At 61.4% G+C, this 16,814-nt stretch carries 15 protein-coding genes and 1 pseudogene; 2 read left to right on the top strand and 14 right to left on the bottom strand.

Annotated features, from left to right (window positions below):
• Positions 1-258: 258 nt before the first annotated feature.
• From VA613_RS09400 to VA613_RS09380, 5 genes are all read right to left on the bottom strand, one after another.
• A complete protein-coding gene (locus VA613_RS09400) occupies positions 259-2,079 on the bottom strand; it encodes a carbamoyltransferase family protein (protein ID WP_296661590.1) in 1,821 nt (606 codons plus the stop codon).
• Positions 2,072-4,201 (bottom strand): iron-containing redox enzyme family protein, encoded by a 2,130-nt coding sequence (locus VA613_RS09395; RefSeq protein WP_296661591.1) that lies wholly within the window; start codon positions 4,199-4,201, stop codon positions 2,072-2,074. The genes VA613_RS09400 and VA613_RS09395 overlap by 8 nt, the downstream gene beginning before the upstream one ends.
• A gap of 36 nt (positions 4,202-4,237) precedes the next feature.
• On the bottom strand, positions 4,238-5,719 hold the full coding sequence (locus VA613_RS09390) for an MFS transporter (RefSeq protein WP_296661592.1): 1,482 nt from the start codon (positions 5,717-5,719) through the stop codon (positions 4,238-4,240).
• A gap of 168 nt (positions 5,720-5,887) precedes the next feature.
• Entirely contained in the window at positions 5,888-6,895 is a 1,008-nt protein-coding gene (locus VA613_RS09385) for an SGNH/GDSL hydrolase family protein (RefSeq protein ID WP_296661593.1), read from the bottom strand.
• Positions 6,896-7,074: 179 nt separating this feature from the next.
• On the bottom strand, positions 7,075-8,010 hold the full coding sequence (locus VA613_RS09380; RefSeq protein ID WP_296661594.1) for a phytanoyl-CoA dioxygenase family protein: 936 nt from the start codon (positions 8,008-8,010) through the stop codon (positions 7,075-7,077).
• Between the two features lie 181 nt (positions 8,011-8,191).
• Between VA613_RS09380 and VA613_RS09375 the strand changes: the two genes are divergently transcribed.
• Entirely contained in the window at positions 8,192-9,607 is a 1,416-nt protein-coding gene (locus VA613_RS09375) for an aminotransferase-like domain-containing protein (RefSeq protein ID WP_296661595.1), read from the top strand.
• 34 nt (positions 9,608-9,641) lie between these two features.
• Here VA613_RS09375 and VA613_RS14990 read toward each other — a convergent pair.
• Positions 9,642-9,791: pseudogene (locus tag VA613_RS14990) on the bottom strand (IS3 family transposase); the annotation flags it as partial.
• 77 nt (positions 9,792-9,868) lie between these two features.
• Here VA613_RS14990 and VA613_RS09370 point away from each other — a divergent pair.
• Entirely contained in the window at positions 9,869-10,096 is a 228-nt protein-coding gene (locus VA613_RS09370) for a hypothetical protein (protein ID WP_296661596.1), read from the top strand.
• A gap of 5 nt (positions 10,097-10,101) precedes the next feature.
• On the opposite strand, the gene VA613_RS09365 is transcribed toward VA613_RS09370, so the two are convergent.
• The 8 genes from VA613_RS09365 to VA613_RS09330 all read right to left on the bottom strand — a co-directional run bounded on the left by VA613_RS09365 (position 10,102) and on the right by VA613_RS09330 (position 16,612).
• Positions 10,102-12,060: a relaxase/mobilization nuclease and DUF3363 domain-containing protein gene (locus VA613_RS09365; RefSeq protein WP_296661597.1), complete on the bottom strand. Its 1,959-nt coding sequence runs from the start codon at positions 12,058-12,060 to the stop codon at positions 10,102-10,104.
• Positions 12,061-12,379: 319 nt separating this feature from the next.
• Positions 12,380-12,904, bottom strand: a complete 525-nt coding sequence (locus VA613_RS09360; RefSeq protein ID WP_296661598.1) for a S26 family signal peptidase — start codon at positions 12,902-12,904, stop codon at positions 12,380-12,382.
• Complete coding sequence (locus VA613_RS09355; protein WP_296661599.1) at positions 12,901-13,434, bottom strand: DUF2840 domain-containing protein; 534 nt, start codon at positions 13,432-13,434, stop codon at positions 12,901-12,903. The genes VA613_RS09360 and VA613_RS09355 overlap by 4 nt, the downstream gene beginning before the upstream one ends.
• Positions 13,431-13,676, bottom strand: coding sequence for a chromosome partitioning protein ParB (locus VA613_RS09350; protein ID WP_296661600.1), 246 nt, complete (start codon positions 13,674-13,676; stop codon positions 13,431-13,433). Before VA613_RS09350 ends, VA613_RS09355 begins: the two co-directional genes overlap by 4 nt.
• A complete protein-coding gene (gene parA, locus VA613_RS09345; RefSeq protein ID WP_296661601.1) occupies positions 13,673-14,311 on the bottom strand; it encodes a ParA family partition ATPase in 639 nt (212 codons plus the stop codon). Before parA ends, VA613_RS09350 begins: the two co-directional genes overlap by 4 nt.
• Positions 14,312-14,516: 205 nt before the next feature.
• Entirely contained in the window at positions 14,517-15,410 is an 894-nt protein-coding gene (locus VA613_RS09340; RefSeq protein WP_296661602.1) for a replication initiator protein A, read from the bottom strand.
• A 21-nt stretch (positions 15,411-15,431) separates the two neighbouring features.
• On the bottom strand, positions 15,432-15,731 hold the full coding sequence (locus VA613_RS09335) for a helix-turn-helix domain-containing protein (protein WP_296661603.1): 300 nt from the start codon (positions 15,729-15,731) through the stop codon (positions 15,432-15,434).
• A gap of 107 nt (positions 15,732-15,838) precedes the next feature.
• Entirely contained in the window at positions 15,839-16,612 is a 774-nt protein-coding gene (locus tag VA613_RS09330) for a DUF2285 domain-containing protein (RefSeq protein ID WP_296767735.1), read from the bottom strand.
• Between the last annotated feature and the right edge of the window lie 202 nt (positions 16,613-16,814).

Genomic DNA, 16,814 nt, shown 5'->3' with positions numbered 1-16,814 from the left:
ACGCCTCGCGCGTCGCATCGAACCGAAAAGGGCTGGACGTTTGACGTTGCGTTCCCATGGCGACGGTCTTTCCCCGTTTGTGTATTGGCTGGAAGAACGCGCGAGATCGCTTGCCGATCCCAGGTCGAGTCGCGGGCATGAAACCGTCGACCGAAACGCGAGCTCCCGGCCAGCCGCCGCCACGCCCAGACGGGGAGAAGAACAAAGCTAAACAGAAGTAGTGTGATCACTCGATGCATGTCGTATGGCCTCCATCGTCTAGTCGAGGGGAATTTCTGCGCGCCAGTCGGTCGTCTCGGACAAGGCGCCCTGCTCGGATTTAAATAAGACGCAGGAGCCGAGCACCAGAACATCGATCTCGGTGCGCATGAAACAGCGAAATGCCTCCTCGGGTGTGCACACAATGGGCTCGCCCCGTACGTTGAACGACGTGTTCACCAGCACGGAGCAGCCTGTACGTGCGCGGAACGCCTTGAGAAGGCGGGCATAGCGGCTATTGCGGGATTCAGTCACCGTTTGCACGCGCGCCGAGAAGTCGACGTGCGTGATGGCAGGAAGGTCCGATCGGATGTCATTGATGCAACCCAGTGAGCGGCGCGGTGCGCCTTCTTCTCGAATGGCAGCAGTCACCGGAGCCACGACCAGCATGTAGGGGCTCTCGTTCTCCATCGAAAAATAGGCGTGCGAATCTTCCTTCAGCACGGACGGAGCGAATGGACGAAACGATTCCCGGTATTTGATCTTGAGATTCATGGTTCGCTGCATGTTGGCGTTCCTCGGATCGCCAAGGATTGAGCGAGCGCCAAGGGCGCGGGGGCCGAACTCCATTCTTCCCTGAAACCACCCCACCACCTTTCCGGCGTCCAGTGCCGAGACGACTGTGTCGAGCAACGGGGCTTCCGGAAGTTGCACATAGCGATGCCCGTGTGATTCCAGAAAGGCGACGATGGCCTCATCGGAGAACTGAGGCCCGAGATAGGCGCCACTCATCGCGTCGTCGCTATTCACCGGAGGGCGGCCATCCAGTCTGATCGACGTGTCTAGCGCCGCGCCGAGAGCGCACCCGGCATCCCCTGCGGCTGGCTGTACCCATAGCCTCTTGAAGAGTCCGGACCGATCGATACCGCCGTTGGAGACGCAATTCAGTGCGACGCCCCCAGCGAGGCAGAGATTGGACATACCGGTCATCGTCTTGGCCGCCTTGACGAGCCCTAGAACTGCTTGATCCGTAACGACCTGTATCGAAGCCGCAAGGTCGCATTCCCGCTGAGTTAGCGGTGCTTCGGGCGATCGGGCGGGGCCGTCGAACAGGCGTTCGAAGGCCGGCCCCGTCATACGGTGTCCGCGCAGGAACTCGAAGCAGTCCAGATTTAGTGAAAATGAGCCGTCGTCGCGAAGGCGCACAATCTGGTCGACAATGAGGCTCGCGTAGCGCGGCTCCCCGTAGGGCGCGAGCCCCATGAGCTTGTATTCGCCAGAGTCCACTTTGAATCCGCAGAATTCAGTGAAGGCGGAGTACAACAGTCCCAGCGAATGCGGATATGAGATCGAATCTACGAGTTCGAGCTGGTCATGGTCGCCGCGCCAGACCGTCGTAGTTTGCCATTCTCCGACGCCGTCGATACAGACAACCGCGGCTTGGTTGAATGGCGACGCGAAGAACGCCGAGGCAGCGTGTGAACGGTGATGCGGAATGGCGATCGCGCGCGGCCCTCGCCCAAGGCCTAGCTGATCTAGCTCACGGTCCACGGTCAGCAGGACGCGGCGCTTCCACTGGAGCCATTTTGGGAGAACCCGGGTAAACGTGCGAAAACCACCGGGACCGGCGCTCGCGAATGAGGACAGCATTCGCCGGAACTTTACTTCCGACTGTTCGTAGTAAGTGATCGAAGCAAGGTCCGAAAGCTGCAAGCCCGTGGCTTCGAGGCAATAGCGTATGGCATTCCTTGGAAATGCACTGTCGTGACGCTTGCGTGTGAAGCGCTCCTCCTGGGCGGCGGCGACGGGAACACCATCCACGATCAATGCGGCGGCACTGTCGTGATAATAGGCGGAGACTCCGAGATGGGCTTTAGACATATGAGGGCTCCCGCGCTACCATGGCTCGCCAAGGGCGCTTCTGTTGTTTGAAGAAATCGAGTTCGCTACTGCGACCCGTAACAGGGGACAGGGCTTCGAATCCAGCGCGGATACGTTCCCATTCCTCATCCGGGTCAACGAATTGCGACGCAAGCGCCATATGGGCGTCGATAGCATCCGCCGCCCATGCAGAGTGGCCGGTAGAGACGTTGTCGATCGTGTTGTGCATATCGACGAACTGCGTCGAAAAACCGTAGTGCTTCAAGATTTGGCGCGCCGACCGGTAGCTGCCACCCACCCCGGAAAGCTCCATTGCCAGATTGAGGCCGAGTATTTCTGGCCGAAGTGTGACGGGTAGTTTTCCCAGACACAGCCAGAAGACAGGGAGCCTCAGAGACTCGCTACGCAAACGTGGGTCGTATGGAAATTGTGGCGACCCCGTCGGCGGAAGATCGATGTCCATCGATAACAGCAGGGCGCGATAAATCCGTGGATGGTTGATGGACAGGTTGCCGTTACCTAGCTCGTCCCAAAAGATGCGGAAGAGCGGAGAACCAACCCTATCCGACGCGTAATCCACCTCGCTGAAGCCTTGCAGCCAGGCGCCATCGATCAAGGTCAGCGGAGCCAACTGCACTGTCTCTTCCACGAGCTGCTCGCGACTTGGCATCGATTGCGTTTTCGTCCGTTGAAAGGCCTCGTCGTGTGACGCATGGGTGTCGAGAAGCCACGCCCTGAGGAGGCCGTGTTGCCACGTCTCCGGCAGGGAACGTTTTGACAACCCAATGGACCTGCGTGCAGCGCCCAGCCAGAACTGGGCGTATTCCAGCGCGAAGCGACGCGTCCTCGGCGGTAGCGCGCGTCCCTGCAGAAGATGGTAGGCCTCCCGAATATTGGAGGGCACCGCACCGAGCATGAGATCGCCACATTTGATGGACTGTTGGTGCACAGGCGTTATCGCCAACGGCGACGCTGGTTTGATCGAAGATGGTGCCGGCACCAAAGACAAGATCCATCGCCGAATCACCGCGATGTCGTCGGGCTCGAAAATTCGAAACATGCGGCCTTGCGACGAGAGTAGGGAACCGAGCAGGGGACTGCGCTCCGGGTCGCCGCGTCGGATCAGGCGGCTTCTCGCGATTGCATCGATCAGCGGACGCGGATCTTCGATCGCCTCAGTAAACCACTGGCTCAGCGGCTTGCCCTCGAGATCGAACCCCTGATGGTAGATGGCCGCCTCGCGTGCACGCCCCTGTATTAGCCTCTCCATTGCAAGCGTTGGGTCGTCTACGTGTTTGAGGGCAGCGACAAAGTCATCCGTGTCTGCCGTCACGGCATTGATCACCCACAGTATCCCTTCCATGACACGCGCCCGCCGTTCCCTTCGAGAGGCGTGATAATCGAGAATGTGGCGCGAGAGGGAGAGCGGCGTATGTCCAGACGGCAGAGCGTCAGTTTGGGACGCGGATAAATTCAGGCGCCTCCAATGGGGCCCGGGAAGGTGATGAGCGAGGACACGCCAGACTGGCAACAATCCGATCGTGCGCAGCGCATAATCGACGCCGGCGATCTCCGGTTCGAACGCTTCGCTGCAACGGCTCAGCGCGAGCATGATGGCCGGAAACCGAAAGACACCATCGCTGAGTTCCCGGTCTGCCGCGATGTCGTGGGGGCGGCCTGCTGCGGTTACGAGGCCGGCCTTTCGGGCAAGATGGCGGAAACCGTCTGTCCTCGACATTTCGGCCAGGCCGACGCCCACATCGTCCGCGAGCAACGCCAGTGATTTCAGTTGGACGTCGTCCTCGAAATTGCCCGGGCGGCTCAGCCCCTGTAACCATCGGCCAAGCACAGACGCAAGGGGAGCGCTGTGGGCAATCGTGCAATGGATCGCGCGCTTCGTCCGGTCGTCATCGCACATTGACTCGACCGTCGCCCTAAGCAAGACCTCGCTGTCGCGGGCCCTGCCAGTGAGCACATCGCACAGGGCATCGACGTCGTGGCTCGCCCTGGTTGGACCGGTCTCAAAGTTCCCCAAACCCGTGCGATCGATCAGGTCCCGAAGGTTGCTCGATTCGACAAACAGTTCGGGGTTCAGGCTCAGTGTGTAGATGTCCCGCCACATTTGTGCAATACCGTTAACAAAGGTTTTTGAGGGAGTTCACGGCCGACCCCGCTGGGGTCCGGTTTGGCCGTTCGTAGCGCCGCCAATGGAGGCGGAAGGGTCCGAGCCATACTCACGACGAATACCCTGCCAGACCATGATCCAGGCGGATGCGAGCAGGATGACCGAGGCGGACGCGGCAATGCGGAGCCCGGGGACGATGTGATCGTCGCCGCCTGCGATGAGGCTTCCAAACACCGCCACGCCGATCGCGCCCGCGGCTTGACGCGCAGCGTTGAGCACCGCTGATGCTGTGCCTGACCACGTCGGTTCTACGCTGGATAAGATGGTCGCTGTCATCGCCGGTACCACGAGCGCCGCTCCGCCGGGAATTAGCAGAAACGGCACGATCATTGACAGATAGGAGCTTCCGGCGTCGAGCCGCACTAGGAGACCGTAGCCGAAAGCCCCCAGCGCGCAGCCGAGCAGCATTGGCAACCGTGCACCAAAGCGGCTGTTCAGCCAGCCGCTGACGAGGTTGGCAATGACAGATGTCGCAGTCAGTGGAACGAACGCAAGGCCGGCCTGCATGACGCTGTAGCTCCTGACGTGCTGCAGATAAAGGCTCAAGACGAACACGAGGCCGTAATAGGTAAGATTCACCGCCATACCTAGCAGCACGGCCTGACTAAAATGCGGCAGGCGGAAGAAACGCAGCGGCAACATGGGATGCGTTGCCCGCGCTTCGACGAACACGAAGGACACCGCACTGGCGAACGCGAGGCAGAAGCCGCTCAGTACGGCCGGATGCCCCCATCCTTGCGCCCCTGCCTCGATCGTGGCCCCACAAAGGCTGGTCAACGCCAGCACGGCCAACAGCTGGCCTGGAAGATCGAGCGGGCGGGTTGTGCGCAGCGTCTCCGTAAGACGCCAGGTCATGCCGATGCCCAGAGCGCATAGCGGCAGGTTCGCGAGAAATATGCTTCGCCATCCGAAGCTATCAAGCAGGATGCCGCCGACCACAGGGCCCACAGCAATCGACCCGCTCCCGGCGGCCGTCCACAAGGCTATGGCGCGCGCGCGCAGCTTTCGGTCGTGGGCGCAGGCATGGTTGAGCAAAGCGAGTGAAGGCGGGACCAGCAGCGCGGCGCCTAACCCCTGTACCGCTCGAGCGGCAACCAATTGAGCAACCGAGGTTGCCATGCCGCACGCAGACGATCCCAGACCGAATACGGCGAAGCCGATCAGGTAGGCCCGTTTGGCGCCGAAGCGGTCGGCCACGGTACCAGCCGACAGCAACAGCACGGCGAACGCCAGAGTGTAGGCATCCACGACCCATTGCAGCCCGTCAAGAGGGCTGTCGAGAGCCACGCCGAGTTGTTTGAGCGCGACATTTACGATGGTCACGTCAAGTTGCACGACCGCGAACCCGAGTCCCGTGGCGGTCACCGTCCATGTCATTGACGGCCGCCGACGCCCTAACGCCGACATGGCGGGCCAGTGGTCGATTTGGTCGATGAGGTCATCGTTCGCCTTCACGTTCAGTATGTTTCCCTTTAGCGGGGCCCAGATAGATCACGAGGCTCCGTTTTTGAATCGATGCGTAACGGCTGTCTCAAAACATGGGGTAAATTGAAGCGTCCTTCCGCTTGTCGCTTTTTTTGCTCTCGATCCCCAAAAGCCGAAGAAAAGAACGCCATATGGTTTTCATGTCAGATTTCCTTGATTCAATTCACGGAGAAGAAGTTTTGCCACCACGTCAGAGCCCTCGTCAGTAAGGTGAATGCGATCGACAAAGAGCCACTGATCAGGTCGAGCGGCTTGCGCCAGCACTGATGTAAAGTTGATGAACCTGACCCCCATTTCTTTCATGCCTAGCTGCAGGTGTTCACTGAACAGGCGATGAGTCTCTACAGAGCAAACGTCTCGGTATGTCTCTCGGAACGAGCCTTGGGTATCGAGCTCGGCGAAGATGGCCTGCTCCTCGACAGAGCCGGTGGGACGAACCCAGTTTGCTAGGGGCTGAAGCACATAGGTCAGTCGGGCACCCAGCGCGTCGCATAGCATTCGCCACGAGTTCAAATGCCGTAAGATTAAGTCGGAGGTGTAGATGACCTGCTCGTCGACCGGGAGGACAGTCCCTGACATTGCGCGCTGACCGCCCTTTTTGAACCACGGCAGGCCGGTCGCCCGGGTACCGGTCAGGCGATCGAAGAACTGTTGGCTGAAGAAAAACCCGCCGTGCTCTCCACGCAAATTCGATGGAAGCCCGGACAGCACGAGATCATTGAGCCCGGAGAAAATAACGACTTCCTTCACGGGCGGCAGCCGGTGGCGATAGAGCAGAAACTGGAAGAGCTCCTGCATGGAGTTGAAAGCGCGCCCGCCGAAGTTTATCCACCGCTCCGGCCGGGGATCGTTTTCCGTGAGCCGCGATGAGAGGGTATGCCGATCGGCGGTGGCCCCAGTGCCGAACACAGTGGAGCTGCCCACGAGCAGACGAACCGGATCCTCTGTGTTTAGCGTCGTGGCGGAGTATCGAGCGTTGCGGGCTTCGCTGTACCGAAATCCGGAGTCATCCGTGGACACTATATCCGTCCTGAAATTGGTCGGGTGGAAATACATGACGTATGGCAACCAGCCGAGGTTGTCCGGGTCCATGAATTCGCCGACATAGCCCTGCATTTGTGGCGTGAGTTCGGAAACTGCAGACATCGGTGGACCTTTTCAGGGGCCAAATCAAAAGCCCGTTAAATATGAAGACGCCCAACATGCGCGGCTCGAAAAGCCGGCGTGGTGGTCACGAAAGGAGGCGCTTTCCCGCCCGCAGCCCTATGGCTGGAAGAAGCATTCACAGTTGGTGAATCTCTTTGGCCAAATTGCGGCAGCAACGGCTAGGGCTCGGGGCGCAGCTCCTTCATGGTCCCGCTTTCGATCCGTGCCAGCATTCGTCTGACCATCTCCTGTACCGGTTCATCGTCGTGCCGCGCCGGCACGAACTCAGGATGTCTCGCATTGATGTCTTGGCTCTTGCGTGTCCACGTCTCCCAGCCGTTGAATGGTATTGAGGTGTTCGCATTGAACGAAGGCCAGGCGCGATATTTGTTGACGCCCGTGACGGAAGCGCCACGAACCAGGATGGGGTTTAGATAGAGTGCCTCGTTCGCGATGGTCGTCGAGGTGTTGATGTACGCCATATCGAGGCCGCACCGACGTTTTGACGATCGGTTTGCCTCCGATCCATGGATGATATAGGGGTGATGCACCGACACATCCCCGGGCTGCAGTTCGATGTCGACTGCATTGTGGACGTCGACGTGTTTGTCTTCCATCGAGGTCATGAGTAAGTTGGGTGTATCCCTTCTCAGCACTAACTTTTGCAGGGGCAGCTTGTGAGAACCAGGGATGACGCGGAGGCAGCCGTTTTCGGTCGTGCTTTCATCGATCGCCAGCCACAACGAGGTTGCCTCCATTGGAGACAGGTTCCAGTAAGCGCCGTCTTGATGCCAAAGAACAGCATGGCCGTCGAGCGGGGGCTTGCAGATGTAGTGAGCGGTGAAGCAGGCAAGATCCGAACCGAGGATGAGTTCGGCGATATCGAGCAGGCGCTCGTCTGTGACCAGGCGAACCCAGAACGCATCATCCCGCATTAGCGGATGATGAAGGTGTTCAGGGCGAAACTCGGGAAACCTTTTGCGAAGCCAGAGGAAATGTTCCCTCGCTTCGGAGAGAAGGTCTGGATCGATGACGTTTCTGAAAATTGTGAAACCATTTTCTTTATATTCCTGCAGATTACACAAATATTGGTTCCTCTTACTTACGTCGATCATATTTTCGTCCCCACGGTACTCAGAAAAAGTCGTCAAGCAGCGGCATCGATTGGCAGCAATTATTGGTGCGCCGCAATGGTGCGAACATGTACGGTTCGTGGTATTTTTGTCAGTACTGTTCAGCCGAAAAAAGAAACACTTCCAATGCCCTGGTCCGTGCCGTCCTCAAAGAGTATTTAGCGTGAAGGTCGACATCGAGCTTGACCGCAGCAGCGGTATTCCGCTTACTGATCAGATTGTCGACGGCATCGTTCGATGGTTACAGCGTGGCGTGGCCAGTTCTGGTGTGAAGCTGCCGTCGATTCGGCAGTTCGCAACCGATCAGGGCGTCAGCCGTTACCCAGTAATTGATGCTTATGATCGCTTGGTCGCACTCGGCTACATCGAATCTCGGCCCGGCTCCGGGTTTTACGTGGCAAACCATCGCAAGCAGCATGCAGCTGCGGCACTGGGTCTTGCAGATCCACGCCGCGCCGAGGACGAATCGGAACACATCCTCGAACAGCTCAACCACCCCAGCGACTCGCTAAAACTTGGTAGCGGATTCATCCCGGACGCATGGCGCGATAAGGAGGGTCTCGGAAGAGCGATCCGCCATGTGTCGCGTGTAGAGAGTACGAATCTAGTCGATTACGCGACGCAACGCGGTTCTTCCGCACTGTGCGCGCATCTTCTACACCGTGTTGCACAGTTGGGTATCGAGGCGCAGCCCTCGCAGATTTTGCTAACCCAAGGTGCCAGCCAAGCTCTTGATCTGCTGATTCGTTACATCCTCAAGCCGGGTGACACGATGTTCGTGGAGGACCCGGGCTACTACAGCCTATACGGTCTGCTCAAGCTGCATGGAGTCAATCTTGTTGGGATTCCTCGCACACACACCGGACCGGACCTCGATGTTCTGCAAGCGCAGTTGAAAAGGCATCGCCCCAAGCTTTTCTTCATCAACACGGTGTTTCACAACCCGACGGGTACGACCGTCTCACCGCAGGTCGCTTTCCGCCTGCTGGAGATGGCACGCGAGAACGGAATAACGATAGTTGAAGATGACATTTACGCCGACTACCAGGCGACGCCGACCGAACGTCTCGCGACACTCGATCAGCTTGAGCACGTCATCTACATAGGCGGGCTATCGAAAACCCTTTCGTCTTCGTTGCGGGTCGGCTACGTGCTCGCCTCGTCCACAATTATCAAGGACCTAGCCGACATCAAGATGCTGACGAGTCTTGGAAACTCGCGCTTTTCCGAAGCGGTCGTGGCCACGATGCTCGAACGCGGCACGTACCGAAAGTATCTAGAGAAACTACGACTGCGGATTCAATGCGCGATGGGATCAACGATTCAGGTGCTAGAAGGCTGTGGCTGGGAAGTATTCGAGAAGTCTGGCGGCGGTACGTTTATCTGGGCACGCCTGCCCCATATTGCTGATTCCGCTCGCTTGGTTGAGTGTGGCGCGCCGCTCGGAGTGACAATCGCGCCCGGCAAGTATTTTCGACCGCATTCCGAAGAATGCCCCTGGATTCGCATCAACGTTGCATTTTCTGGCGATCCGCGTGCACGAACGTTCTTCGAGACTGCAGCTTTGCTCAAGCCCTAAGAGGGGAGGGGGGATAGAGTCCAAGGTGCAGTCGCCTGTCGCTATGGTGCACCAGGGCATCGAATGTTCTGGTTGCTAGTTGTAGAGTGCTTGCTCCAAGATGTCTAGGGCGAAGTCCGTTCGCATGGAGTGACTGTTCCGCCCCCACGATGCGCCTGACGTACACATCGATCACAGACGCTACCAAAGATATCCTGCGCACCCTGTTTGCGGCCCTTGTTGACGGCTCATACGGTACGGCACCAATGCCACCATGCATTGATGCACGCGAAAGCGCAGCTAGTTGCCGTCGTCGATGAGCGGCTCCACCGTTTCGCCGAGGGCCTCGAGGAACGACGCTTCCATGGTGCGGCTGTGGAACATATGGGAGTGTTAGTGAATGGGCGGTCATCACGCGGTGGACTGCTGATCGAGTTCGCGAACATACGAGCACCTGAAATAGCGCTGACGCAGACCATGCTGCTGAAGCCAAAAACCGAAACCGCATGAGCGTATCAGCAAATGGATGCACCACGATGTCGCCCAATCTGCCACGATACTCCGCCGCCGCGCACCGTTGCGGCGATCTGTTGCCCCAACCGTTGCTCGATAGACGGCTTCCACGGAACCAGGCTGAACCCCAAGCCGTCATCGAGCATCGCATAGCGCCCACTGGCGAGCGTAACGTTGCGCCGGTAGATGCCCACCACGGGTTGCCCTTCGGACACCGGCCGATGCTCCAGGCCTGTTTCGGCGGTAATGTCCTTAGCTGCCTGCGTCAGTTCCCGCTTGCGCAGCGTGCCCAGCAGGTTCCGGGCGAGGATCACGCGCTGCCCGTGCCGCTCGGCCAATCCCTGTTCGGCCAGGAAGTCGGCGCGCTGCTGCATCGCCTGCTTGGCCTCGCCGCCAAAGCCCAGGTCCCCGAACCCCTTGCCACCGCCGATCAATTGCTGGTCCAGCCAAGTCGCACCGATGATGCGGGCCTGCCGCTCAATCGGCAGGTGCGATTTCAGCTCTACCGCGACGCTGCCGCCCAGGCGCTGCACATCGTACTGACGGCCGCGTTCGGCCAAATCATTGGGCACACGCCAGACGCCTTCGGCTTCGCGCTCCACAATGCCGGCGCGGCGCAGAGCTTCGAGCCTCCGCACATGCGCCGCTACCACCTCACGCGGATCACGGTCGGGCGTGGCCTGACCTTGTGAGACGGCCAAATGATGATCGGTGCGGTACACGCCATCGACGGCCAGTCCGATGATGTTCCGGTCGGCCGCACGCACGTCGGTCGAGCCTTTCACCTCCACCACGGCGCCGGTCGGATAATGCTCCAGCTCCGATCGCGTCGGTAGCCCAACGTAGTATGCCTTGCCGTCCGTGCCATCGACGATCAGATAGCCTTTGTCATGCAGCTCGTCCGCCAACCCCTTGCCGACAACGCGACCGACGATGGAGCGGCCATCTTCGCTGGGCTGGAACACGGCCAGATCGCGCTGCCGGCCGCTCATGGCGCGCTGCATGGTGCGGATGATGTCGCCACGCTCGCCCATGGTCCGTAGTGTGGATTCGGCGTCTGGGTGGATAGTCCATGTCCCAGGCTGCTGCACGCTCGCCAGGCCCATGCGCTGCAAATGCTGCAGGCGGCCGATCAGCATTTGCCGCTGGCGTTGCAGCCGCGGCTCGGCCAGCTTCTCCGAACGCACAAAACCATCTACGGCCAAGCGTTGCAAGGTGCGGTCCAATCCCGTCCACCGCTCCTGATCGACTTCGCGCTGCATGGCGCACTGGATCTCCAGCTCGGTACGCGGCCCCAGCCATTCGGTCGCCAGCTCTGACGCCCGCCGACGCATCCCCTCGGCGATGTAGTCGCGGGAAATGATGAGATCTTTGCCTACGTCGTCCTTCCCGCGCAGGACGACGTGCGTGTGCGGGTTGTCGGTGTTCCAGTGATCCACCGCCACCCAGTCCAGCCGCGTGCCCAGGTCGGCCTCCAGACGTGCCATCAGATGCCGGGTGTAGGTGCGCAGGTCGTCGAGCTGTTCCGCGTCTTCCGGCGAGACGATGAAGCGGAAATGGTGCCGATCCTCGCGCCCGTGTTCCTCGAAAGCGGCGGTGTCCGCCGCGTCGGTTGTCGGGCCGTAGGCATGGCCCGGCCCGCTTTGGCTATCCACCCCTTCGCGTTCGATGTAGCGCAGGTGCGCGGTGGTCGAACGCGGCCCAGCCTTGGCCAGATTGACCAGTCGCGCCTTGATCATCACGCGACGGGCGCTTGGCGTGAGCGAGGCCCCGGCGAAGCGGGCCGCGACATGGCCGCGCCCCAGCCGGGAACCGGGCCGATGGCCGACTTTGCCGACCGTCTTGCCGAGTTCGGCGCCGGCCTTGTTGGTCTGCCGCATCACCTTGTTGATGAAGGCATCGCCGCGCTGTCTCGGCGCACTAGGTCGCGCCCGGAAACGGTCGTCGTCTTGATTGCTCATGTGGTGTCTCCATCCAAGATCGGCGCAGTCCAGCGAGTGAAGCACGCGCCTTCGCCAATGCCGGTGCGGCATTGCGCACTCTCGCGGCACGCCGCTGCCCCTTGGCGCGTGCCGCGCCACTCCCATGTGCAGACAAGGTTTTCAAGCGGCCGGGTGCCGCGTCCTTTTATCTTGCCCTCCGTCTTTTCCGATCGCTGGCGCGACCGGCCTCGACGGGCGGGCTGCGATGGTCTGCACGGGTGAAGCACCGCAACCGCAGGCTGTGACGCAAGCGATGTGCAGTGGGGCTGCACGAAGAACGGCATGCCGCGCTGCACGTTCATGGCGTGTCCCACGTCCATAACGGCTGCGCGCTGCCGATCACGGCGGAGACAGCAATGGGACCGAAGTAGCGGCTGTCGAATGACGCCGGATTGGTTGCGCTGAGCAGGAACAGCTCGCCGTCGCGAAGCGGTCGGCACTGCTGCCAGGCTGACAGTGGACGGCCACGCCCATCGACGCTATGGACGCCAGCGACCGCCACGTCGTCGATGCGAACGATGTGCTTCTCGATGCACACCTGCTGCGGCGACATCGCGCCGATGCGCTTGAGCAGCGGGATGCGCTCGGGCAGGTAGCCGCGCTGCGCAGCCAGCGCGGCGGCGTCTGCCGGAAGCCGGGCGAGCACGATGCTGTCGACGTGCAGCGAGTCGGGCGGGCTGATGCGGTACCAGCCGCGTGGCACGCTGTCACTCGGGTTGTAGACGAGGCGCGCAACGGGCGCATGGTCGGACGGCCAGGCGAGCGCAGCGATGCCAAGGACGGTGAATAGTACGACGGCCCAGCGATGGACGCGAGTGTTCATCGCAACACCTCGCCCGCGAGGTAGGCCGCGTGCCGTTCTGCGGTGTAGACCGGCAGTGGCAGGCGCGCAGTCAGCCGGTTGCCCAACGTGCGCCAGTACGCGGGCGACACCGCTGCCGGATCGATGCCGAGCGTTTCGATGGCGTCGATCTGTGGCAGCACTGACTGCACGTGCTGTTCGCCTTCGGCGCGCAGCAGCAGACGCGCGCCCGGTCGGATTCCTGCGATGCGCTGAATGTCATCGAGCGGTGAGCAGGCCTGCAAAATCATGAGCTGCCAGCGCGTCGTACCATAGTCGTTGGACTCCCAGCGTACGCGGCAGAACACAGCCGCCGGTGTGAAGATCGCGCTGCGCCGCCAGCGGTCCAGTCGCAGCTCGCGCAGCGGATGACCGAAGCGCAGGTAGAGGTTGGTCCGGTGTTCGACGAAAGCCAGCGACACGCGTGTCAGTGGCGTGTCGTTCGCAACGCTCGATAGCACGGTGCGCGGTGTGGGAAGGCTCTCGCTCGCGGCCTGTTGGACCGCGTTCATTGCGGCTTCTCCGGGAATTCATCTTCTAGCAGTGCACGCAGCATTTCTGCCACAGTGAGGCCGCGTGTGAAGGCCTCGATCTTGATGCGGGCGCGCAGCGCCGGCGTCACGTCGAGGGTCAAGCGGGCGGTGTAGAGATCGGTTTTTCCGATGTCTGCACCATCGCCCTGGCGCACCCAGGCGTCGGCCTGCGGATTGGCTGGCGGACGCGCACCGATGGCGACGCGTTTCCCATTCTTCATGGCGCCATCCTCAATACTTCAGCGGCGAGCGCCGCGATCTCGCGCGCGGCATTGCTTTCTGCGTCGAGTTCGCGAGCGAGCTGACCGCTGGCCACGCTGTCGGCGAACACGATACGCTGGCGAACTTCCGACAACAGCGATGGCAATGGTTGATCGGTGAGCGCATTGCGTGCCTCGCGCCCGATCACTGTGGTGCTGACACGCCGGTTGATGACGAAGGTCGCGCGCAGCGCTGGCCGGAACACCTGCGCTTCGCGAATCAGCGACACCATCTCGGCGCTGGCCCATACGTCGTAGGGACTTGGCTGAACGGGAATCAGCACCAGGTCCGCCGCGAGCAGCGCGGAGCGCGCGAGGGCGGCAATTCGGGGTGGGCCATCCATGACGATGTGATCGCAGCGCCTGGCGAGTTCTGGCGCTTCCTGATGCAAGGTTTCCCGTGCCAGACCTACGGCGCTGAACAATCTTGGCAAACCGTTCTGACTGCGGCGCTGGGTCCAATCGAGTGCCGAACCTTGCGGATCGGCATCGATCAGGATCACTGAGCTGCCTTGCATGGCCAGCTCACCCGCGAGGTGCGTGGCGAGCGTCGTTTTGCCGACCCCGCCTTTCTGGTTGAGCAGCGCGATAATCATGATGCGCTGCCTTTCGCGCGCCGATTTATCCACAGCGCGCAGGGTCTTTTTATCGTTAGTTTTATAGATTCAAAGTTAGAAACTAAGTTAAGAGGCGCCGAGACCAGCACCACACAATACTTTGCGGCCTGTTCGTACTCCTGATAGCACGACAGCGCTGCGCCTGATAGCACGAGGATTTCTACTCCTGATAGCACGAGCGGATTCACCGTTTTTCCACAGGCACGCTGATGACACCCTGGCTGGCACCAAAGCTGCCGCCGGGGCGCAGCGGTGCCGTGGACGGCACGGCGCGGAAGCTCAACACTTCCGGCCCATGCCTCGGCCGCAGGATGGCGAGCGTGTAGCCCGGCAAAGGCTGACGCGCCGCGATGCGGCGCAGGTCGTAGGCGAAGTCGGTGAAGCGCGCCAGGCTGCCGGATTTTCGGTGCAGCTGCGGAAAATCGAAGCGCCAGCCATCGCGCTGCCAGCCGCCGTGCTTGCGCACCAGGCGGTACAGCCAACGCTCGATGCCGCCGGTCAGGCGGAAGTAGTTGGCGTCGATGGTCAATACCAGGCTCTCTTCGAGCACACCGGCGTAGAACCAGTCCGGCAGGATCAGCTCGATGCCCAGCGGCCGGCCCTGGCCGTCGGCGCGCTCCTTCCACTCGTTGATCCACGAGAAGCGATGCAGACGCCGAGCATTGTGCTGACGGATCGACGTGGCTACGCTGGTGGACTGCAAGCGATCCAGCGCCGCCTTGAGGCGCTGGTAGTCGCGCAGCGACGTGCCGCGGCCGATGAAGCGCAGGATTTCGTAGGGTGTGGCCGCCATCAGCCGTGACGAGCGAATGCCCGCATCGCGCGCCTCGACGATCTGGCTCGCGGCCCAGATCAGAATGTCGGCATCCCATATCGTCGCCAGGCCATGTTCGGCCGTGCCTTCGACCCGCACCGTCACGCTGCCGGTGCGAAAGTCGATTGGCACCGTGCGCTTGCTCTTGGCCAGCGAGAAGAACGGGTAGGCCATCAGGTCCTGCGCGTCGCGCGCCGGCAGTTCGCCCGAGAAGGCATGGAACAGTTCGAGCTGCTCGCGCCGCGGATCGCGCCCGATGGTCATCAGTAACGGTGTCCACGCCGATCAGCGCGAGCCGGGGCGGCGCGCGGCGTGTTGTTCGGTGTACTGCGGATCGGAGGTCATCTCGAAGCTGCGCGCGTCGGCCCACGCTTCGAGGTCGGTGATGGCATACATCACGCGCCGGCCGAATTTGCGAAAGCGCGGCCCGCCGCCGATGACGCGCTGCTTCTCCAGCGTGCGCGGCGACAGCCGCAGGAATTCGGCGGCTTCGTTGTTAGTCAGGTAGCGCGCAGACTGCGTGGTCTGGGCAGGCTGCTGGGTGGTAGCGGGTACGGGATACGGCCGTAACGGTGCGGGTCTCATGGCAAGGGGCTCCATCGGTCAAGATCGCCGACGAAGCAATCGCCGCCGGATGGAAGCAGTCTCGGGAAAGCCAGGCGTGCTGCGCAGGGACGTTTTGCGACAGCGTGCTAACGTCCCGGTGTGGTGCCGCCGGGTTGTAGCAGGTGACGGTAGCCGCCACCCATGAGCGTCTGACCCCGTCGGATGAGGCGGCGAACCTGGGCGCGCAGATCGCTGTCGTCATACCAGCGCTCGGCGACGGCGGTGATGCCGAACAACACTTCGGCCACGCCGCGCTGCGACGCACCGGCCAGCGTGCCATCAAGCGCCTGCAGGGTGCGCATGTGGAGCATGGCCGTGCGGCCAGGTCTGTCCGTGGCGATCGCGCTGTGGTGCGCGTTGTCGGCGTCTAGCATTGCCAGATCGGCTTCGATTGCGCGCCAGTGCTCGCGAAGCTGGCGACCGGCGCGGACGGCATAGGCATAAGGCATGCCGTCTTCCAGTGCGGGCGATATCGCCATGCGCAGCTTGCGGTCGACGAGCTGGGTGGTCAGCACCAGGCGCTTGCCGTCGTGCGTCAGGTGCTTGCGGCCGGGGAAGTGCCAGAGGTGGAACGGCAGCGCATCATCAGTGGGATCGGCATCCGGATAGACCTGGACTACCGAGGAGGGATCAGGGAACCAGTCGGGGTGCGCGTCGCGCGCATCGCGCGTGGGGTCTTCCAGCAGGCGCAAGCACCAGCGATGAGCCTCGTACTGAGGGCGTCGTCGGTGGCGTTGCCAGACGCGCCGGTATTCCGGGTTGCGCCGCAGATACTCCCAAGCCAGCGCGGGTCCGTCCAGATGCAGGACGTACAGGTATGCAGCGCTTGGATGCCAGTGAACGGCGCTCGAATCGGCCATGGCGAAACCTCCTTTCGGATGGAAGGAAATCAATCGACAAGGTGGCCGACAATGGGCCGGGCATTCGCACTATTTGCGACTGCATTGCGCCGTTGCTGTACTGAGTGGCGATCAATGCAAAAAAGGTCTGGACCCAGACCCAAGAAGACGCAATGCGAACCGTTGTGGCATCGCACGGTGTGGCCCGTCAGCGACGGGCCAT

Origin of the sequence: Thiobacillus sp. SCUT-2 (assembly GCF_035621355.1) — a bacterium.
Lineage (GTDB): Bacteria > Pseudomonadota > Gammaproteobacteria > Burkholderiales > Thiobacillaceae > Thiobacillus > Thiobacillus sedimenti.
This window is presented reverse-complemented; position numbering and strand designations above follow the sequence as displayed.